At 70.0% G+C, this 19,940-nt stretch carries 17 protein-coding genes and 1 pseudogene; 11 read left to right on the top strand and 7 right to left on the bottom strand.

Features of this window, described 5'->3' with window-relative positions; translation table 11 throughout:
* Window positions 1–709, top strand: a pseudogene (locus H5411_RS37755) (hypothetical protein); the annotation flags it as partial.
* Here H5411_RS37755 and H5411_RS37750 read toward each other — a convergent pair.
* A complete protein-coding gene (locus tag H5411_RS37750) occupies window positions 636–1,547 on the bottom strand; it encodes a helix-turn-helix domain-containing protein (protein ID WP_101438377.1) in 912 nt (303 codons plus the stop codon). The pseudogene H5411_RS37755 and the gene H5411_RS37750 overlap by 74 nt on opposite strands.
* 102 nt (window positions 1,548–1,649) lie before the next feature.
* Between H5411_RS37750 and H5411_RS37745 the strand changes: the two genes are divergently transcribed.
* Entirely contained in the window at window positions 1,650–2,555 is a 906-nt protein-coding gene (locus H5411_RS37745; protein WP_183126535.1) for an MBL fold metallo-hydrolase, read from the top strand.
* A 10-nt stretch (window positions 2,556–2,565) separates the two neighbouring features.
* On the top strand, window positions 2,566–3,870 hold the full coding sequence (locus H5411_RS37740; RefSeq protein WP_101438379.1) for a carboxylesterase/lipase family protein: 1,305 nt from the start codon (window positions 2,566–2,568) through the stop codon (window positions 3,868–3,870).
* 66 nt (window positions 3,871–3,936) lie between these two features.
* Here H5411_RS37740 and H5411_RS37735 read toward each other — a convergent pair whose 3' ends face one another.
* Window positions 3,937–4,587, bottom strand: a complete 651-nt coding sequence (locus H5411_RS37735) for a hypothetical protein (RefSeq protein ID WP_312878690.1) — start codon at window positions 4,585–4,587, stop codon at window positions 3,937–3,939.
* A gap of 98 nt (window positions 4,588–4,685) precedes the next feature.
* On the opposite strand from H5411_RS37735, the gene H5411_RS37730 reads away from it, so the two are divergent.
* Window positions 4,686–5,876 (top strand): MFS transporter, encoded by a 1,191-nt coding sequence (locus H5411_RS37730; protein WP_244194776.1) that lies wholly within the window; start codon window positions 4,686–4,688, stop codon window positions 5,874–5,876.
* Here H5411_RS37730 and H5411_RS37725 read toward each other — a convergent pair.
* Entirely contained in the window at window positions 5,824–6,477 is a 654-nt protein-coding gene (locus H5411_RS37725; protein ID WP_101438381.1) for a TetR/AcrR family transcriptional regulator, read from the bottom strand. The genes H5411_RS37730 and H5411_RS37725 overlap by 53 nt on opposite strands.
* Window positions 6,478–6,745: 268 nt before the next feature.
* The gene (locus H5411_RS37720) at window positions 6,746–7,714 is read right to left on the bottom strand and encodes a GlxA family transcriptional regulator (RefSeq protein WP_101438382.1); all 969 of its coding nucleotides are present in this window, start codon (window positions 7,712–7,714) and stop codon (window positions 6,746–6,748) included.
* A 122-nt stretch (window positions 7,715–7,836) separates the two neighbouring features.
* On the opposite strand from H5411_RS37720, the gene H5411_RS37715 reads away from it, so the two are divergent.
* From H5411_RS37715 to H5411_RS37700, 4 genes are read left to right on the top strand one after another with little or no spacing between them, the layout of a single operon-like run.
* On the top strand, window positions 7,837–8,478 hold the full coding sequence (locus tag H5411_RS37715) for a DJ-1/PfpI family protein (RefSeq protein ID WP_101438383.1): 642 nt from the start codon (window positions 7,837–7,839) through the stop codon (window positions 8,476–8,478).
* 10 nt (window positions 8,479–8,488) lie between these two features.
* Complete coding sequence (locus tag H5411_RS37710) at window positions 8,489–8,794, top strand: hypothetical protein (RefSeq protein WP_037360257.1); 306 nt, start codon at window positions 8,489–8,491, stop codon at window positions 8,792–8,794.
* Window positions 8,791–9,240: a membrane protein gene (locus H5411_RS37705; protein ID WP_037360260.1), complete on the top strand. Its 450-nt coding sequence runs from the start codon at window positions 8,791–8,793 to the stop codon at window positions 9,238–9,240. Before H5411_RS37710 ends, H5411_RS37705 begins: the two co-directional genes overlap by 4 nt.
* Window positions 9,237–9,512 carry a hypothetical protein gene (locus H5411_RS37700; RefSeq protein ID WP_183126533.1) on the top strand — a complete coding sequence of 92 codons (276 nt, stop codon included), beginning with the start codon at window positions 9,237–9,239 and terminating at the stop codon, window positions 9,510–9,512. Before H5411_RS37705 ends, H5411_RS37700 begins: the two co-directional genes overlap by 4 nt.
* Here the strand turns inward: H5411_RS37700 and H5411_RS37695 are convergent.
* On the bottom strand, window positions 9,509–12,169 hold the full coding sequence (locus H5411_RS37695; RefSeq protein WP_101438384.1) for an AAA family ATPase: 2,661 nt from the start codon (window positions 12,167–12,169) through the stop codon (window positions 9,509–9,511). The genes H5411_RS37700 and H5411_RS37695 overlap by 4 nt on opposite strands.
* Window positions 12,170–12,283: 114 nt before the next feature.
* Between H5411_RS37695 and H5411_RS37690 the strand changes: the two genes are divergently transcribed.
* The 3 genes from H5411_RS37690 (at window position 12,284) to H5411_RS37680 (ending at window position 15,425) form a co-directional block, all read left to right on the top strand.
* A complete protein-coding gene (locus tag H5411_RS37690; RefSeq protein ID WP_101438385.1) occupies window positions 12,284–13,126 on the top strand; it encodes an SDR family oxidoreductase in 843 nt (280 codons plus the stop codon).
* 12 nt (window positions 13,127–13,138) lie between these two features.
* Window positions 13,139–13,555: a Dabb family protein gene (locus H5411_RS37685; protein ID WP_101438386.1), complete on the top strand. Its 417-nt coding sequence runs from the start codon at window positions 13,139–13,141 to the stop codon at window positions 13,553–13,555.
* A gap of 268 nt (window positions 13,556–13,823) precedes the next feature.
* Window positions 13,824–15,425, top strand: a complete 1,602-nt coding sequence (locus H5411_RS37680; protein ID WP_101438387.1) for an ABC-F family ATP-binding cassette domain-containing protein — start codon at window positions 13,824–13,826, stop codon at window positions 15,423–15,425.
* A 95-nt stretch (window positions 15,426–15,520) separates the two neighbouring features.
* Here H5411_RS37680 and H5411_RS37675 read toward each other — a convergent pair whose 3' ends face one another.
* Window positions 15,521–19,501: an nSTAND1 domain-containing NTPase gene (locus H5411_RS37675; RefSeq protein WP_183126532.1), complete on the bottom strand. Its 3,981-nt coding sequence runs from the start codon at window positions 19,499–19,501 to the stop codon at window positions 15,521–15,523.
* A complete protein-coding gene (locus H5411_RS37670) occupies window positions 19,498–19,818 on the bottom strand; it encodes a CU044_2847 family protein (RefSeq protein WP_244194777.1) in 321 nt (106 codons plus the stop codon). The genes H5411_RS37675 and H5411_RS37670 overlap by 4 nt, the downstream gene beginning before the upstream one ends.
* Window positions 19,819–19,940: the final 122 nt, after the last annotated feature.

The raw sequence follows: 19,940 nt of genomic DNA, 5'->3' as shown, positions 1-19,940 counted from the left end.
CGTGACTGTCGGGGTCACGTACGTGACGTACGCGGTCTCCGGCCCCACCATGGATTACCTGGACCGGTTCGCGGACCACGCAGTGCCGGTGCTGTGCTTGGGTGCCGCGCTGGCGGTCGGAACGCTGGGCAGCCGCGTGGTCGGATCAGTTCTGGGCGCGGTCGCCGTCGGCTGGTCGGCGTGGGCGGGCGCGACGGCTCCGGACCTCGGCGCGATCACCAACTACGGACCGGACCTGCAGCGGGCGCACGTCGCGATCGGCAAGGGCCTCGCGAAGGCGGAAGTCCCGGCCGCGAACCGCACCCTCGCGGTGACCGACGCGGGTGCCATCCCGTACTTCAGCGGGTGGGAATCGATCGACTACATCGGCCTGAACGACCGCGCGATCGCGCACGGAGCCGACCCGACCGACGTGGTCGCGAACGCCCGCCCGACGGTGGTCGTGGTCACCTCCGCCGATCCGGTGCCGACGGCGGGGCGGTACGGCTTCGATCTGGCCCGCGGCACCGCCGGGTACGTGCGGGTCAACTCCGTGCAGCTGCGCGAGGGTTATTGGCAGGTGGTGTACGCGCTGCCGCAGTACGCCGGGACCGTGGGTTCGCACGTCCAGGAAGCGGTCGCGCAGGCCGCGCCGGCTAACGATCCTGGGCAGCCGCTGGACACGGTGGAGCGCTGGCTGAACCGGTTGCGGCGGCAGTTGCCGTTCTGAGCGGGTCCCGTTCGCTGAGCTGCCGAAGCAACGTCAACGCTTCCTCCGAAGCCGACCCAGCCGGAGTCGTGCACACGATCAGCACCTGTTCCGGCGACCGAGCCATCGACAGCGTCTGCTGCGTCACCGTCACCCGGCCGACCAGCGGATGCCGCAGCTCGTACGCGTCGGCGTCGCACGGACCGACCCGATGGTCCTGCCACAGCGAGACGAACTCCGGGCTCTTCATCGTCAGCTCGCCGATCAGCTCGGCCAGCAGCGGGTCGTCCGGATGCTTCCCGACGGTGATGCGCAGGTTGCCGACCACTGCGCGGGCTTTGCGTTTCCAATCCGCGTACAGCTCGCGGCAGTGCGGGTCCAGAAACAGCATCCGGCTCAGGTTGGGACGCTGGGCCAGGTCCAGGTGCCCGGCCAGCAAGGCGTGCCCGAGGGTGTTCCACGCCAACACGTCCGTCCTGCGGCCGAGCACCAGCGCAGGGACGCCCTCGACTGCGCGGAGGAGGTCGCGCGTTTCGTCGGCCAGTTTCTCCGGGCGTGGACGGCGCGGCTGGGGCGTGCGGCGGGCCGCGTCGGCGAGGCGGTCGAGGTGGGCTCGTTCGTGGGCGTCCAGCTGCAGGGCCCGGGCGATCGCGTCGAGGACCTCGGCGGACGCGCCGCGGGAGAGCCCCTGCTCCAGCCGGGTGTAGTACGAGACGCTGACGCCGGCCAGGTGCGCCAGCTCCTCCCGGCGGAGGCCGGCGACCCGGCGGCGGGGGCCGATGTCCCGCAGACCGACGTCCTCAGGACGCAGCCGGGCGCGTCGCGCGTGCAGGAAGTCTCCCAGCGGGCCAGCGGTCATGGATTCCACTATCCGCCGCGTGAGATATCGCTGCCACACCCTGCGCGGGGTAGGAAAACGCGGGAGTGGTCCGGCCGCGCGGGCTCGCCCAGGCTCGGTCGCATGGACGAGATCATTCTGGGCGACGTCACGGTCACCCGCGTCAAGGAGTTCGCCGGTTCGGTCGAGATGAGCCCGGACCAGTTCTTCCCGGACAGCCCGGCGGGCTCGTGGGACGAGCACCGCGGCTGGCTGGCCCCCGATTTCTGGGACCCGGAGACCGGCGAATGCCAGTCGGCGATCCAGTCGTGGCTGCTGCGCAGCGAGGGCCGCACGATCCTCGTCGACACCGGTGTCGGCAACCACAAGGAACGGCCGTATGCGCCGGTGTGGAGCCGCCTCGACACCGGTTACCTCGATCACCTCGGCGCTGCTGGTATCTCACCCGAGGACGTTGATGTCGTCATCAACACCCACTTGCATATCGACCACGTCGGCTGGAACACCCGCTTGGAGGGCCGCACCTGGGTGCCGACCTTCCCGAACGCCACGTACCTGATGCCGTTGCGCGACTTCGAATTCTGGGACCCGGCCAACGAAAACGAGACCGTGCTCGGCCGCGGGAACCAGAACGTCTTCGAGGACAGCGTCGCGCCGGTGCGGCGGGCGGGACAGGTCGAGCTCTGGGACGGGACGTACCGGATCGACCGGAACCTGCGCCTCGACCTCGCCCCCGGACACACCCCCGGCTCGTCGGTGCTGACCCTGGATTCCGGCGGCGACCGGGCGTTGTTCGTCGGCGACTTGGTGCACACGCCCCTGCAGATCGTGGAACCGGAGACCAACTCTTGTTTCTGCGAGGACCCGGCGGAGGCCAGGGCCACCCGGCGCGCATTGCTCGGCCGGGCGGCCGAGGACAACGCGCTCCTGTTCCCGGCGCACTTCCCCGGCTCCGGCGCGGCGCAGGTCGAACGGGACGGGGCGAGGTTCGCGATCAAGAACTGGGCCGGGTTCTCCCGGATCTCCTGAAAGGTTTCCCATGCGTCAGAAGGAAAATCCAGTCGTCCAGACCGCTGCGGGCGCCGTCCGGGGCCGTGCGGACGAAGCGGGCGAACTGTACTGGGCCATTCCCTACGCGGCCGCCCCGGCCGGTCCCGGCAGGTTCGCTCCTCCCGCGCCGCATCCGGGCTGGTCCGGGGCGCGGGACGGGACCCAGCCGTCGCCGACGGCGCCACAGCCGGTCCGGGACTTCGGGCGGCTGGACCTGACCCCGTACTTCGGGCCGGGATGGGTGCCCGGCGACGAATACCTGACGGTCGACGTCCGCACTCCAGCCGCGGACTCGGGCAAGCGCCCGGTCATGGTGTTCGTGCACGGCGGCGGGTTCGTCACCGGGTCGACGCGCGCCGCGCTCTACGACGGCAGGGCCTTCGCCCGAGACGGCGTCGTCCTCGTGACGGTGAACTACCGCCTCGGCATTCCCGGCTTCCTCGCGCTGGAGGGCGCTCCGGACAATCGCGGGTTGCTCGACGTCCTGGCCGCACTCCGGTGGGTACGCGATTCGATCGCCGCGTTCGGGGGCGATCCGGCGAACGTGACGGTCTTCGGGCAGTCCGCGGGCGGCACGCTCACCGGTGCGCTGCTCGCGACGTCGGAGGCCAAGGGGTTGTTCCGCCGCGCGATCGTCCAAAGCGGAAGCGGAACGGGCGCGTTCACCCCGGAACAGGCGCGACGGGTCACGTCGGCGGCCGCGGCGGCCTTGGGCGTCGCTCCGACCGCGACGGCGTTCGCGGAGATCCCGGACGCGCGGCTCCTGGAGATCTTGCCCGCACTGGCCGGTCTTGACCTGGACACCAGCACCGCACCGGATCCGCTGGCCGGGCTCAGCCCGTTCAGCCTGGTGCTGCCCGCGCAACCGGCCGACCGCCTGGTGTGCGACGTCGACCTGCTGCTCGGCACGAACACCGAGGAGGGGCGGCTTTACCTGGTGCCGCAAGGAAAACCGGACGACACCGCGGACGAGCTGGGCGAGCGGCTGTTCGGCGCGGGCACCGCCCGGTTGGCGCAGGCGCACGCGGAGATCGCCGGCGGCGGCACCTACCGCTATTCGTTCGGCTGCCGCTCGACCGCCCTCGACGGCCGGCTCGGCGCCGCGCACACCGTCGAGCTGCCGTTCGTGTTCGATCTCGCCGACGAGCCCTGGCTGCACGGCGACACCGGCCTGCTCGGCCCGGATCCCGCTCCGGCCGGTCTGGCGGCGGAGGTCCATGCGGCTTGGGTGGCGTTCGCGCGGACCGGAAACCCGGGCTGGGCGGCGGGGAAGCCGCACAGTTTCGTGGGCTGAAACGGCTTTCCACCTGACTGGGCGCGCTGCCGGTGAAGCTGCTCGGGTTGGCTCCTCCGCGGCTCGTCACGTCCCCGGACTGATCTCCAGCGGAGCGGTGGCGCCTCGGCCGAGCTGCTGCCGCTGGGCGACGGTGTGGTCGAGCTGCCGCGCCAGATGCGGGACGTTCGCCGAGGTCAGGTAGGTCTCCGCGCCGGCGTCGAGCAGCCGCCGGACCGGACCGTGGTAGCTGATGCCGAGCTCCGTGTCCTCGACCTCGGCGAGGACGACCCGGGCCTTCGGGAACTTCGCCCGGAGATTCCCGATCAGCTGCGGGCTCACCGGCGGCACGAGCAGCACGTCGGCGGTGGCGGGGGCCGAATGCGGGTCCAGCACGACGTAGTCCGGGCCGAGTTCGGCCGAGAGCGCCCTTCGGGCCGAGGCGGACAGCTTCATCGCCGTGGCGACCACGGTGACGTCGGCGTCGTCCGTTCGCGGCGGCCCGGGCCGGGGACCAGCGCTGGAGATCGCCGCGACCGGGAGGCCGTCCCGGGTGAGGACCAGGTTTTCGCCCGGCCCGAGTGCGTCGACGAGGGCCACGACGTCGTCGGGAAGACGGCCGATGTCGACCTGCCGCGCCCGCTCGCCGGTCATGACGGGCCGGGTGGGCTCGGCAACTCTCTCGAGCGCGGCGGCGCGGCGGCCACCGGTGATCGTGTCGTCATGGAACTCGATCATCCCACAATCGCGGCGCCGTTGTCCGGTCCTTCACGGGAGCCAGGGTGATGGCGGTTTCTCGCCAGCGTTTCCCGCTCCGCGCTTTTTACGCTCGGCCGGTGCATTCAGACTTCCTTCGCGGCCCGATCATCTGGTTCGTCTCGCTTGCCGCCGCATTGGGCACCGCGGCTATCTACCCGTTGCAGCCTGCGATCGCCGAGGTATCCGGCGCTCTCGGCACTTCGCTCGGCGCGGTCGGCGTCGCGCTCGCGTGCGGGCCGGTCGGTTACCTGTGCGGACTCGCGCTGCTGGTGCCGCTCGTCGATCAGTTTCCGCCGCGATGCGTCCTTTCCGTGCAGTTCGGCGCACTCGCGATCGCGTTGGGGCTGAACGCGATCGCCGGCCAGGTGTGGGTGCTCGGCCTGGTGGTCGGCGTGCTCGGGGCGTGCTCGTCGGTCGGGGCCGGGCTGAGTTCGGTGACCGCCCGGCTGGCCAGCCCGAACCGGCGGGCGACCGCGCTGGGAATCGTCACCGCTGGCATCTCGGCGGGCATCCTCGCGGGCCGCGTCGTCGGCGGCTGGCTGGCCGACCTGATCGGTTGGCGCGCGATGCTGGGCGTTTTCGCCGCCGGATGCGCTGCGGTCGCGGTCGCAGTGCTGCTTGTGCTTCCTCCGGTGGCCGGTGCGCACAATCGCGGCTACTTCGCCACGTTGCGTTCGATTCCCGGGCTATACCTGAAGTATCCGGCGCTCCGGCTCGCGGCGGTCCGGGGCGCGCTCTGGTTCTTCGCGTTCTGCGCGGTGTGGTCCGGGATCGCGGTGGCGCTGTCGAAGCCGCCCTTTTCGTATTCCGCTGAGCGCATCGGGTTGTACGCTTTCGCTGGCATAGTGGGCATTTTCGCCACCCGGATCGCGGGCGCGTGGACTGATCGCGTCGGTGCGCGCCGGGTCATCCTCTGCGGGTTGGGTCTTGCTGGCGTGGCGAGCGCGATGCTTGCGATTGCCTTGCCGAGCACCGTTTCGACCGTGCTCTGCTTGGCTTTGTTCGACGCGGGGCTTTTCGGTGCTCAAGTCGCGAACCAGAGCACGGTGCTGGCGATCGAGCCCAGCGCACCCGCGCGGTTCAACAGCGCGTACATGGTGGTGTATTTCGCTGGGGGAAGCCTCGGCACCGCGTTCGGCGCGACGGCGGCCGAGCAACTGGGCTGGCCGCTGACCGCATTGGGCACCACGGCGGTGATCGCGGGCGCGGCTGTCCTCACCCTGGCGTACCGGACTCGGGTGGGCGCGGTATCAGTTCCGGTGAAGTGAGCTCTCCCGAACCGGCGAGAAGAATCGCAGCCTGCACGGCTTCTTCCAGATGCGCGTCCACCGACTCACCGTGCCGCAACGCATCTTCGGCTAGCTTTTCCAGCCCTCCGCACAGGATCACCGCTCGAGCCCGTGACAATGCGGCTCCGCCCGATTTTCGAAATTCGGTGCCAGCCGAGACGGTGCGTACGACGTTGACATACGCGTCGTGGTTCAAGCTTGCGGCGAGCGGGGTGTCCAGCAGCGGCACGTCGCGGAGGTAGCTCAGCATGACGGCCGGCCGGGCATCGACGACGCCGATCCACGCCGTGACGAGCTGGCGCAGTTGCGTTTGCCAGGGAGCGCTGCGGTCGACCGCGGCGGAGACCTGCGCGGATCCGCTCTCCGCCGCTTCCTTGAGCAGGGCGAGCAGGCACGCTTCTTTGGATGTGAAATGCTCGTAGAAGCTGCGGCGGGAGGTGTGTGCCCGGCCGACGAGGTCGCCGATGGTGATCTTAGGGAAGCGTTTTTCCGCGAGCAGCGACTCCAGCGCTCCGGTGAAGCGGCTCCGGTAGGCGCCGGCGGATTCGGCGGCCGTTTCCGGCTCTGCAGCGCGAGGCACCGCGCGGGTCCTTCCTGTCCGCGGTTATCTCGCGATCCTACCAGTCCGGCGGACTGCCATATTCAGAATGGTTGCCGGATATTCGTGGAATGCCAGTAAGGAATGCGCGCGACGGCATTCGGCGGCGCTGGTTCGTCCGGGCGGCCGTACGATGGAGTACCCGGCATCCCCGCGGTGTCCCGTGCTGCCGCCGGGTGCTGGTTCCGCTCGCGTCCCGGCGGCACGGGATCCGGTCGCCCGTTTCCGGCAAGAAGACCGACGTCTTCGATCAGCGGGACTCCTCGGCTGTCCGGTTCGGTTCCGTCCGGAATACCTTCCGGTATGCGCCCGGCGTGACGCCGACGACGTGGCCGAACTGGGAACGGAAGTTGCTCGTCGTGGGAAATCCGGTCTGCGCGGCGATCCGGTCGACGGTGTGGTCGGTGGTTTCGAGCAGTTCCTGCGCCTGCCGGATGCGCACCCCGGCCACCCATTGCATGGGACTTTGCCCGGTTTCTTCCTTGAAGCGCCTGGTGAGTGTGCGCACGCTCAGTCCCGCCGCGTCGGCGAGATCGGCGAGCGAGAGGTCCCGGTACGCGTTTTCCTCGATCCACGGCAATACCCGGTCGAGTGCGGTCGGGCGGCGGGGCGCGCGGTTGCGGACGATGTATTGCGCCTGTCCGCCGGGCCGGTGCAAGGGCGCGACAGCGAGGCGGGCGGCATCGGCCGCGACGACGCTTCCGTAATCGTTCTGGACAATGTGCAGGCACAGATCGATTCCGGCCACCGCTCCGGCGGACGTGAGGATTTTCCCGTTGTCGGTGTAAAGCAGGTCGGGATTCACTCGGACCGCCGGGTATCTCCTGGCGAATTCGTCGGCGGCGAGCCAATGCGTGGTCGCGTCCCGGCCGTCGAGCAATCCCGCTTCGGCGAGAGTGAACGCCCCGACGCAGATCGACGCGATGCGCGTACCGCGGTCCGCGGCCGCGCGCAATGCGTCCAGGACGGCTGGCGGGGTCGGCGCCAGCGGGTTGTTCCGCCCGGGCACCACGATGAGGTCGACGCGCTGGAGGGCGTCGAGGCCCTCGTCGACCGCCAGTCGCAACGGGCCCGCGGTGACCTCGTGCTCCGGACCGGCCACCAGCGTCCGGTACCCCGGCCGGCCGTCGGGGAGGCGCACGCGGCCGAAGGTCTCGATCGGTGTGGCCAGATCGAAGGCAATCGCGTCCGGCAGGGCGAGCACCGCTGTGGTGTACATCCCTGCAGAATAAGCCATCTGTGCGGTGGCCAGATCTGAGTGGAAGCTGTCCAGATAGCCACTGTGGAGATCATCGCGGATGCCTTTCGATGGAGGAAAGCGTCCAGCGAAAGGAACCACTCATGCTTCGGGCCCAGTTCGTTCTCTTCGACGGGTTCGACCCGCTCGACGTCGTCGCGCCGTTCGAGGTGCTCACGGCGGGAAGCGGCTTTCTCGGGGGCAAGCTCGCCGTCGAACTCGTGAGCGCGGACGGCCCCGGCGTCGTGGGCTCCGGCAATCCCGGGCTCACTCTGACCGCGACCGCCGCGTTGGACCCGGATGCACCCGGCTACGTCCTGGTCCCCGGAGCCGCTGGCCCGGTGGACGGCGATCCCGACGCGGGCGTCGAAACCATCCCGGTCCTGCTGTCGCACTTCGCGTCGAGCGACGCCATGCCGTTGCTGCGTCGCGCGTTCGACAATCCGGACTGCACGATCGCGACCGTATGCGGGGGTTCGCTCGCGTTGGCGATGGCGGGATTGCTCGAAGGCCGCACCGCGACGACGCACGCGCTCGGCATCGACCTGCTCGACGCGACCGGCGTGCACATCGTCCGTGCCCGCGTCGTGGACGACGGCGACCTGATCAGCGGCGGTGGCGTTACTTCCGGGCTCGATGTGGCTCTGTACGTGCTGGAGCGGGATTTCGGCTCGCACACCGCGCACGCCGTCGAAGAGCTTTTCGAATACGAACGGCGCGGCACCACCTGGAAAGCGTCGCACTGAAGGGAAACAGATGAACACCATTGCCGGCACCTGGCTGCTGCGGATGAAAACCCCGATCGGCACCATGGAAGCCACTTATACCTTCGAAGAAACGGACGGCGTGCTCCGCGGCAGCGCGAGCGGATTCGGGGAAACTACTCCGCTTACCGATCTCGAGGCCGAGGGAAACCGGTTTAGCTGGCGGCAGCGCATCACCCGGCCGATGCGCCTCAACCTCGACTATTCCGTCGTAGTCGACGGCGATTCCCTCTCCGGCGAATCCCGTGCCGGACGGCTCCCGCGCACGAGCGTGACCGGTGAACGGATCTCCGCGTGAACGCTTTCCTGCTTTCCGTGCACGTACTGGCCGCCATCCTCGCCATCGGCCCGGTCGCCGTCGCCGCGAGCATGTTCCCGAGCGCGGCCCGGCTCGCCTCCGACGACCCGAAGAAGGCCGCGACGGTGCAGATTCTCCATCGCACGACTCGGGTTTACGCGGTGCTCGGGGCGCTGGTCCCGGTCTTCGGCCTCGCGACTGGCGCCCGGATCGGCGTGCTGGGAAATGCCTGGCTGATCGTCTCGCTGGTGCTGACGGTCGCCGCCGCCGGAATTTTGGTCGGAGTGGTTCTGCCGGGACAGAAACGCATTGTCGATGCACTCGGTTCGGACCGGCCGGCGCCGGTTCGCCTGGCAATGCCGACCGGCATCTTCAACCTGCTTTGGGCGGCGGTGGTCGTGTTGATGATCTACCGCCCCGGCTCGACGACGGGAGTGGGATTGTGAGCCCGCGAAGGATTCTGGAAATCATCGGTGCGGTGGAGCTGGTGACGCTGGTGCTGATGCTGGGAAACCTCATCACTGTGCATCAGCCGGAGGTTTCCCAGGTGCTGGGTCCGGTGCACGGATTGGCTTACACGGCAACGGTGCTCGCCGCGGTGCTGGTCATGGACGGCCGCCATCGGGTGTGGCTGCTGGCGTTGCTTCCGGGGATCGGCGGGCTTCTTTCCGCTCGGGCCGCTTCGTCGCGGAGAACTCCCTCGGCGGGAGGCGCCTAACTCGGATCCCGGAGATCAGGCATGTCTCTGAGCTGTCTCCGTGACGTGATCCCGAGTTTCCGAAAGATATTCCGCAGGTGCGCATCCACCGTCCGCGGACTGAGGAACAACCGGGTAGCCACCTCCTTGGAAGTCGCCCCGGCAGCGACCTCGCGCGCGATGTGCATTTCTTGCATCGTCAGCCGGTCATAGGTATGCGCCGAACGGCTGCGCGCCACTTCCCCGGTCGCGCGCAGCTCGTCGGCGGCCCGTCGGGCGAAGGCTTCCAGTCCGATGTTCGACAACTGCTCATGCGCCGCACGCAACTGCGCACGGGCGTCTCGGCGACGACCCGCGCGGCGCAGCCATTCCCCGTACCGCAAGTGCGCTCGCGCAGTCTGCACGGAAAGCGGGCTGTCGGCGAGATACGAGAGCGCCGCGACGTAGTCATCCTCCGCGTCGTTGACCATCGCCCGCGCCCCAGCCGCGACGCCGAGCGCGAAGTCGGTGCCCGCCGGTTCCGCGCGCTCGGCCAGCGCGTCCAGCGCGGACCGGGCGACGGCGTCCTCCCCGCACCGCACGGCGGCCTCGATTTGCTCGGGCAGCGCGATGCCGGTGAGGAAGAGATCGCCGCTCGCGACCGCGTGCGTCGCGGACTCCAGGGCGGCGGGGTAGTCGCCGAGGCCGTTGTGCAGCACGGCCATCGCCCAGTGCGCGTTCGCGGTCAGCTGGCCGGTCTGCCGACTCGTCGCCTCGGCGAACAGGTCGAACACCTCCTGCCGGCGTCCGCGGATCGCCGCCAGGTGCATCCGGGGATAGAGCTGCGGAGGGTCGCCGAGGGCGTCGGCGATGGCTTCTTCCTCGGCGATCGCGGCCATCGCCTGGCCGAAGTTCCCGGCGAACACCGCGGAGAGCGCGGCCTGCGACAGCCCGAGCCGGACGGTCATCGGCGAGCCGGTCGTCTGTCCCGTCCGCGTCAGCCAGTCGACGATCGTCCGGTGCAGGTCGAGATCCCACAGTTCGCCCGCGAGCACGGTGGCCAGTGCGGGGGTACGGGTCCAGTCGTCGCCGGCGAGGGCTTGCCGGATCGCCGGGATCCCGGCACGGTGCCCTTCGGCGGTCAAGCGCACGAGCGCGGTGAGCAGGTCCGGCGGTCCGGCCGCGGGAGCCGCGGCGAGCACCCGGTCCAGCACGCCCGCGGCCCTCCCGACGACGAGCCCCATCTCCAGCGCCGCGACCAAGAACTCGCGCGACCGTTCCCGATCGGTGGCGGGGAGCTGCTGCGCGGCCCGCAGGATGATTTCCGCGCCGCGAACCGCCCCGTCCGCGCCCTGGACGAAGGCGATCTGCCCGCGCAGGAGTTCGGCGGAGGCGCGTTGGGGGATCGCCAACGTCGAGGTGTCGATGCTGGTCAGGAGGCCCGCTGCGGCTTCCGCACGGCCGGCTGCGAGGGTCGCTTGGGCGGCGGCGAGAGTGCGCTCGACCTTCTTGCCGTGGCCGAGCGACAGCGCGGCGGCCCGTTCGAGGAACGCGGCGGCGGCCGCTACGCCGCCCCGGGCTTGCGCGCGGGACGCCGACGTCTCCAGCTCCGCCGCGACCTCCTCGTCCGGCCCGGCGGTGGCCTGCGCACGGTGCCAAGCGCGCCGGTCTTCAGCCGTGTCGGGGTCGGTCGAGTCGGCCAGCGCCCGATGGGCCGCCCGCCGCTGTGGTGGCTCAGCCGCGCGATAAGCGGCCGAGCGCGCGAGCGGATGACAGAACCGCGCGCGGGTGTCGAACTGGATCAGCCCGGACGCCTCCGCCGCGGCGCTCGCGGCGGACACGTCGAGGTTCAGCCGCCGGGCGGCCGCCCAGAGCAGGGCCGGGTCGCCGGTGGGGTCGGCGCTGGCGAGAACCAGCAGTTCCCGCGCGTCCGGGGGCAGGTCCGCCATGCGAGAGAGGAAACTCCGCTCGATCCGGCTCGCGACCGGCGACGGCGTCGGCAGCGCGAAACCGCCTGCTTTCGGCAGCTCGATCAGGGCCAGCGGATTGCCGCGCGCCTCGGCGAGCAGGCGATCGCGCACCCGCTCGTCCAGCGTCCCGGTCTTCTCCCGCGCCAGCAGGTCGCGGGCGTGCGCGTCGCTCAGCCCGCGGATGGCCAGCCCGGGCAGTTCGTCGAGCCCGGGGACCGGCTCCTGGTCGCGGGCGGCGAACAGCATCGCGATCGGTTCGGCCGCGATGCGCCTGGCGAGGAACGTCAACGCGCGCGCCGAGGCGGCGTCCAGCCAGTGCGCGTCGTCGATCAGGCAGAGCAGCGGACGCTCCGCCGCGGCTGAGGCGAGCAGTTCGAGGGCGGCGAGGCCGACGCGGAACGGGTCCGGCGCGCCCTCTGCCAGGCCGAACGCGACCAGGAGGGAGTCGCGGTAGGGCGTCGCGAGGGAGTCGAGATGCGTCAGCACGGGAACGCACAGCTGGTGCAGCGCGGCGAACGGCAGCTCGCCCTCGAACTCCGAACCGGACGCGCGGATGCGCTGGAACCGGTCCGCCGCCTGCTCGACTTGGTCCAGCAGCGCGCTCTTGCCGATGCCCGGCTCGCCGCGCAGGACGAGCACCCCGCCCACGCCCCGTTCCGCCGCCCGGACCAGCGCGAGGAGGCGCTCGATCTCGTCGTGCCGGCCGAGGAGGGAGGACGTCGTGGGCATGGTCCGAACCTTAGGACAGCCCTAGGCAGGCGAAGTAGGCGATTGTCACCGACGCGAGCGAGCGGGCTTCCCGGCGATGGTGGGGCAGGCCAGCCGAGGAAAGGAAGTTCCACAATGGACACTGTGCTCGTCACCGGCGCGACCGGAACCGTCGGGTCCGCGCTGATTCCCGCTCTGCAAGCCCGCGGCAGCACCGTCCGCGCGATGACGCGGGGCCGTCCCCTCGACGGGGTGGAGACCGTGGTCGCCGACCTGCGGGACCCGGCCTCGATCGCCGTGGCACTGAAGGGGGTCGACGCGGTCTTCCTCAACAGCCCGTCCGCGCCGGACGCCGCCGAGCTGCAGATCCAGTTCGCGAACCTGGCGCGCGACGCCGGGGTCGGCCGGCTCGTGCTGCTCTCCCAGTACGCCGCCCGCGCCGATTCGCCGGTGCGGTTCCTGCGCTGGCACGCCGAAGTCGAGGCGCACGTCGAGAAGCTCGGGCTCGACCACACCGTGCTCCGCCCCAACCTCTACCTGCAGGCGCTGCTCAACTTCTCCGCCACCATCGCGCAAGGCTTCCTCGCCGCGCCCATCGGCGACGCGCCCGTCAGCGCGATCGACACCAGAGACATCTCAGCCGCCGCCGCTGCCGTACTGACCACGACCGGACACTCCGGCCGCACCTATACCCTCACCGGCCCGCGCGCGGTGACCCACGCCCAGATCGCCGAAGCACTCTCCTCGGCCACCGGACGGGAGATCGTCTTCCGCGACGCGCCCGCCGACCAGTTCGCCGCCGCGCTGACCGGGCTGCTCCCGTCGTGGCAGATCAGCGGCCTGGTCGAGGACTACGCGCACTATTCCCGGGGCGAGGCCGCCGAGGTGCACGACTCGGTCGCTGACCTCACCGGACGCCCGGCCCGTGACCTCACCGATTTCGCCCACGACTACGCCGCCGCGTTCGCGGCCTTCTGAAAGGCAATTCCGATGATCTACCACAGCATCCGGTTCGCGCTCAAGCCTGAGGTCACGCCGGAAGAAAAGGCCGCTGTCGTCGCGAAAATGCACGAGCTGTTCGCCGCGATCCCGGCCGTCAGGACACGGATCGTCGGCGGCGATTTCGGCGGCAAGTACGAGCTGGGCGCCGTATTGGTGATCGAGGACATCGAGGGGTACGCGGAGTACCTGAACCATCCCGCGCACTTGGAACTGGACCGGGTCGGGCTTCCGCTGGTGCGGGAGTTCATGTCGTCCGACATCACCGACGACCCGGACCCGGAGATCGGCGCCAAGATCGCCGAGGTGCACCGGAGCCGGTTCGAGAACGTGCCGGACATCGCGGACCTCATCTCCGGCCTCGCCGAGTACACCGGCAGCGCGGCACCAGGGAAACACGGCAACTGACGGACAACGGGCGCGGTTTCTTTCGGGAACCGCGCCCCGCCGCGGTTAATTCGGTCGCGCGCCGCCCGGCTCGGTGCGTATGCTGCGGTCAGTTGCTGCCGTTCATCGGAGAGGTGCCTTGATCTTCTGAGGTGTATGGACACCGCGATCCCGGGTTTCTTCCGCCCGTCGCGCGTCTGGCCTCGGATGACGGCAATCCGTCCCGTACCTGGGTGTGCCCGCGCGGTGTCTCCGCGTTCTTGTCCATCGCGAACGGGGAGGTACGCCTGTGTCTTCGTCCATTGTGTGCTCGGACCTCAGCTTCGCCTGGCCGGACGGCGACGTTGTCTTCGACCGGTTCTCGCTGGCGATCGGCGAGGGCCGCACCGGCTTGATCGGCCGGAACGGGTCCGGGAAATCCACCCTTCTCCGCCTGATCGCCGGCGAACTGCGCCCGGCGTCCGGCTCGATCAGCGTGTCCGGCGAACTCGGCTACCTGCCGCAGAACCTGGCCCTCGCCGCCGAACGCCGCGTCGACCAGGTGCTCGGCCTGGCCGACGTCCGAGCGGCACTCGACGCGATCGAACGCGGGGAAGCCGACGAACGCCATTTCGCGACCGTCGGCGAGCAGTGGGACGTCGAGGAACGCACCCGCGCGACCCTCGACCAGCTCGGCCTCGCGCACGTCGCCCTCGACGCCCGGGCGGGAGAGCTGTCCGGCGGCGAACTGACCCTGCTCGGCCTCGCCGCGCAGTTTCTGCGGCAGCCGGACGTGCTCGTGCTCGACGAACCGACCAACAACCTGGACCTGCGGGCCCGGCGGCTGGTCGGCGAGGCGGTCCGGGCGTGGAAAGGAGTGCTGGTGCTGGTATCCCACGACCGTGAGCTGCTGCGCCACGTCGACCGGATCGGAGAGCTCCGGTCCGGGGAGGTGACCTTCTACGGCGGCGATCTGGAGGATTACGAGGCGGCGGTGGCCGTGCAGCAGGAAGCGGCCGCGCGGATGCTGCGGGCCGCGGAGTCGGATCTGAAACGGCAGAAGCGGGAGCTGGTCGAGGCGCGGACGAAACTGGACCGGCGGGCCCGGTACGGCCGGAAGCAGTGGGAAAACAAGCGCGAGCCGAAAGTGCGGATGCGCAAACGGCAGGAGGACGCGGAAATCGCCGCGGGCAAGCATCGCACGCTGCACCTCGACAAGGTCGCGGAGGCGAAGGACCGGGTGAAGGAGGCGGAGGAAGCGGTTCGCGCCGATGCCGAGATCCGGATCGATCTTCCGGACACCTCGGTGCCGTCCGGAAAAGAAGTGCTCACTCTGTCCGATGTGGAGCTTCGGAACGGCCTCGCGGTGAACCTCGCGCTGCGCGGACCGGAACGGATCGCGCTGGTCGGTCCGAATGGTTCCGGCAAGACCACGCTGCTGGAGACGATCGCCGGGGCGATCGAGCCGCGCTCCGGAGCGGTCCAGGTCCCGGTGCCGGTGCGCTGGCTGCCGCAACGGCTAGACCTCCTGGACGACACGGTGTCGGCGGCGCAGAACATGGCGCGGGCGGCCCCCTCCGCGTCGGACAACGAGATCCGCGCCCACCTCGCCCGGTTCTTGCTGCGCGGCAGCCGAGCCGACCAGCCAGCCGGAAGCCTTTCCGGCGGCGAACGTTTCCGGGCGACATTGGCGACGCTGCTCCTGGCCGAACCAGCACCGCAACTGCTGCTGCTGGACGAACCGACGAACAACCTGGACCTCGCCAGTGTCCGGCAGCTGTCACAGGCGCTGAAGTCATACGCGGGCGCGCTGATCGTGGTCAGCCACGACCTCCCGTTCCTGCACACGATCGGTGCGACGAGATGGGTGCGGCTCGGCTCGGCGGTGGAGGAGGTCGCGGTGGAAGCCTGACCTCGGACCTGCGGGCGGTCACTCCGTCTGCGATCTTCGCAACGGCCTCCCCGCCGGTCGTTTCCGGCGGACCCGAGGGCACCTGTCCGCGGCGGTCACGAGCACGGACGGGTTTGGTCCGCACCCGCGGGCAGACGGGTTTTCTCGGCCGGAGTAAAGTCCCGGTCGTTGAGCCCGCACAGATGCCGCATCCAGGCGGTGCCGTCGAGCGGGACCGACGGCTGGGGGCCCGGCCTCGTGTCGAGGATCAGTTTCCCGTCCGCCACGGCGCGGGTGAGGGATTGGTCGCCGAGTTTGACGTCGGTCACCAGTTTGTGGTCCGGCCAGTGCCACACCTGGAAGTCCAGGGTGCTTTCCCCGAACAGGTAGTCGCCGTCGATGCCGTGCAGGATGTTCATCGACGCGGGCATCGTCGGCAGCATCCGGTTTTCGTTCAGGTCGAGGAGGACCACGCCGCTGACCACCCCGTTGACCATGGCCACGAAGGAGCCGCTGGGATCGATGGCCGGAGTGCCGGGATAGAAGTCCGAATGGAAGGTCTCGATCGCTTTCCGGCTCCGGAGATCCCACAACGCGGCCGTTCTTGCTCCGTAGACGAAGATCTGGCCGGGGTGACCGGGTCTCGCCTTGGCGTTGGCGGCCTCGTCCTGCAGCGGCAGCGGCGGTGCGGTCTGCTGTGCGGTGGCCGGGTCCCAGAACGTCGCGGTCCCCGCGTAGACGACGACCGCGTTCTGGCCTGGCACGACGACGATCGTGCCGTTCTCGTTGGGGTTCGGGCCGCCGGGCAGCGGCGCTTCGTGTTCGAGGACGAGGTCGTCCGCCCGGTAGATCCGCAGCATGCCGTTGCTGACCGACAGAAGGTGTTTTCCGCTGGGGTCAAAGGAAAGCGCGGTCGGCGACGGCACGGAGACCTGCTTCAGCATTTGTTGCCGGGCGTCCAGGAGCGCGAGTTCTCCGGTCGGGGACCGGGCAACCCAGCGCTGGCCGTCGGGGGACAGCGCGTAAGGGTTCCAGTCGGCGGCGTTGACGGGCTGGGTGTCCGTCGTGGCCACGGTGCTGAGCTGCATCGAACCGTTCCGCACGGTCAGCGCGGTCAACCGGCCGTCCGGCGCGGGGAGGAGGAGCGGGGTCACGACGGTGTTCGCGGACGCCCAGTTCACCGTCACCGTCGGATCGGCGAACAGGTATCGCTTCCCGTCCGGCCAGTGCACGGCTCCCAGCGGTCCTGCCCCCGGTTTGTTCAGAAGCACGAACTGCCCGGTGACGTCGGTGTCCAGGCCGGAGCAGTCGATGCCGGTCGCCAACTGCCTCAACCGACTGCCGGAGGCGTCCGCGAGAGTGACCGTTCCGGCGTCGCAGACAGCGATCTCGCGGCCGTGGTCGACGAGAACGCCCCGGCCCAGCGACCGGACCAGCGCGCCGGACGCGCTGTCGCGCACCGCTGCCTCGGTCTTGGCATTGGGGTCGCTCGGCTGCTCGACCAGAACCACCTGACGTCCGTCGTCGGTCGGGTACACCGTGTCGACCATGCCGGTCGCCAGGGTGGCCGCCAGCGGTGTCGCAGTCCCGCGGCGGCTCTGGAGATCCCAGATCTGGAGGTTCCGGGGCCGGGCGGCCTCGTTGGGCACGCCCAGCAGGTACCGGCCGTTCGCGCTGAACGACACGGATTCGAACGCGGTCGCGTCGTCGGCACGGAGCACGACCGGGGGCGCCGGGCTGTCCAGGTCCCAGATCTTGACGCCGGGTGCGTTCCCGGACTCGGCGAGCAGGCGGCCGTCCGGGCTCAGCTCCAGGAAAGAGGTGGGGTCGACGGCGAGTGCGCGCGACCGGGGCTCGGGGCCGGCCAGCCCCTGCCAGAGCAGCACCGGCGTGGTCGGGTCAGCGGATTTGACGACTACCCGCTGACCGTCCGCAGTGGACAAAATCCGATCCGTCGGCGCGATGTGCTGCGGAGGAAGGATCCGGTCGATTCCCCGCCAATACAGCTCTTGCTGCAGCAACGCGCCATACGCCTCACTGCTGCGCGGATTCTCCCGCCAAGCCGCCTGTGCCATCTGCAAGGCAGACGTATCCTGGCCATTGGCGTCCCGCAAGGATTCCTGAGCCAGCAGGATGGCGTTGGCGGTGTGCAGGTTGTCGTTGATGGTCTCCTGATTGCGCAGCACCACCACGGTGAGCGCGCTCGCCGCCAGAGCCAAAGCCAGCGCGACCGCCGTGACGATGCGCCAGCGTCGGATGCCCCGCCGCTCGGTGGCGTAGCTGCGTTCGACGTATTCCTTCTGCGCCGCGGTAATATCCGCGCCACGCTCGGTGAGCCATTGTCGGGCGGTGGCGAGTGCCGCGCCTCGGAGCAGGCTTCCGTGGTCTCGGCCGGACTGTTCCCACTGTTCCATGTCCTGCCGCAGACCCGCTTGCCAGACCAGGAAGTCCCGGTCCGCGGCGAGCCACTTCTGAAGCTGGGGCCAGTAGTCGATCAACGCCTGGTGGACGAGGTCCACGCGCTGGTCCTCGTCGAGCACTACGAGCCGGCGAGCGGCGAGTTCGTGCGCGATGCCGTGCAGTTCCGGGCTGAGGTCGGAGACCCGGACCGAACGCCGGGCGAATCCCGCCTCGCCGTCCGGTCTCGCGAGCTGGGCGAGCAGTCTGCGCGCAGGGCGCTTTTCAAACGGACGCAGGGCTTCGATCGCTTCGTTCGCCGCCTTGCCCAGCGCGCCGGCGACCCGGCCGAGGTTGTCGTACGCCGCGTGGGTCAGCCAGCCGCCATAGCGTTGCTGCCAAAGCCTTTCCAGTACCAGGGAAACCAGCGGCAGAGTGCCGGGCTGTCCCGTCGCGTCGTCGAGAATGCGCGATACCAGGCCGGATTCGAAGGCCAGGCCGCCGACCGCGGCGGCGGGCCCGGTGATCGCCTCGGACAACTCGGCGCGCGACATCGGCTGCAGGAAACGGACGGCCTGGTTCAGCCGGTCCGCGGTCTCGCTCGTGAGGAGCGAGTCGAGGGACCGTGCGCGCAACGTGAGCACGACCCGCAGCGGAGCCGGTTCGCCCGGTTCCCGTCGTTGCGACGCGATCATCCGGGTGAGCAGTTCGAGCAACCGGCACGCGCCGTCGCGGTCGGCGACCACGAGCTCCTCGAACTGATCGACGAAGAGCACTGCGGGACCGTCCGCGACCAGCGCGTTCGCCGCTTCCCTCGGATCCTGGACCGGCTGCCCGATCGCGGCGGCGAACATGGCGACCGGTTCGATCGCGGTGTCCGGGCGGATGTCGTGCACCCGTGCGCCTTCGCCGCGGAGCCGGGGCAGCAGCCCGGCGCGTACCAGCGACGACTTGCCCGAGCCGGACGGACCGGCCACGACGAGCAGATCCTCGCGGGCCGCCTGCGCGGCCAGTCCGGCCAGTTCTCTGTCTCGGCCGTGCAGCAGCGGGGCGTCGCGTTCTTCGAGCGGTTTCAGGCCGCGGTAAGGGTTTTCCGCTGAGACGGTCCAGGCGTCGCCGAGTGCGGTGGTGGGGATGAGGTGCGCGGTGGTGTCGTGCCGGTTGGCCCGGGTGACCACCATGCCCACCACGCCGCCCGCGTCGTCGTCCCACACCGGGGCGCCGCTGAACCCGCGTTCGATGCGCCACTGCCGGTCGTCGGTCTCGATCTGGATGCGGCCGGTGCTCTGCGCGCCGAGAAGCTTGCCCTCGACCCAGATCCCGGCATCCTGGTCGAACGGGAACCCGAACGTGCGGATCGAGTGCCCGCGGACGTCGTCGGTGATCCGCGAAGGCGCGGGCACCGCTCCGGGCGGTTCGGGCGTTTCCAAGCGGAGCACGGCGATGTCGCCGACCCCGTCGCTGCTTTCCGGCTGCCAGTCGACCACCCGCGCGGTAATCCGCGAATTCGTTGCCAGCAGCGGGAATTCGACCTCCACCGTGCCGTCGGGGCGGGGCGCGTTTCGACGGATGCCGAGCGCGTCGGCCACCACGTGCGCGCACGTGGCGACCCGGCCCGGGGCGACCAGGAAACCGCCCCCGGCGGTCTTCGCCGCCCCGCTGATCCGGACGACGGCTGCGGCGAGCGGATCAGCGCTCATGACGACGGCGCGGTCCACTCCATGCTGACCGTGAAATTCGCTTCGCCCGCGGTTTTGGCGATCGCCAGGTTCGCCTCGCCGGTGACCTTGATGCCGAACTGCAGGCTGATCTTGGACGGCTGCTGCTCCATCGCCCGGAACTCGGCGAGCACGGCCTCGGCGGCCGGTCGGATGCGCTGGAGCGCTTCCTGGACCGACTCGGACGCCCGCTCAATCGACGGACCACGCCCGACCTGCTCGTTTCCGCTGGGGGCATGGCCCCCGCCGTCGGCTGGATCGGTCTCGAAAAGGATGGCGTCGCCGCCGCCGACCGGCATGCTGACCCACTGCGCCATGGTCTCGGTACCCCCTGGGACCCGCGATCGCTTCGTGCCGGTCAGTTAAACACAGAACGCTGGCTGGGCGGGGCGGAATCGAAGAATCCGCTGGCACCCAAGCT

The sequence above is a fragment of the Amycolatopsis echigonensis genome (genome assembly GCF_014174495.1).
In the GTDB taxonomy this organism is placed as follows: Bacteria; Actinomycetota; Actinomycetes; order Mycobacteriales; family Pseudonocardiaceae; genus Amycolatopsis; species Amycolatopsis echigonensis.
The sequence above is the reverse complement of the archived record's forward strand: the minus strand, read 5'-3'. Positions and strand labels throughout refer to the sequence as shown.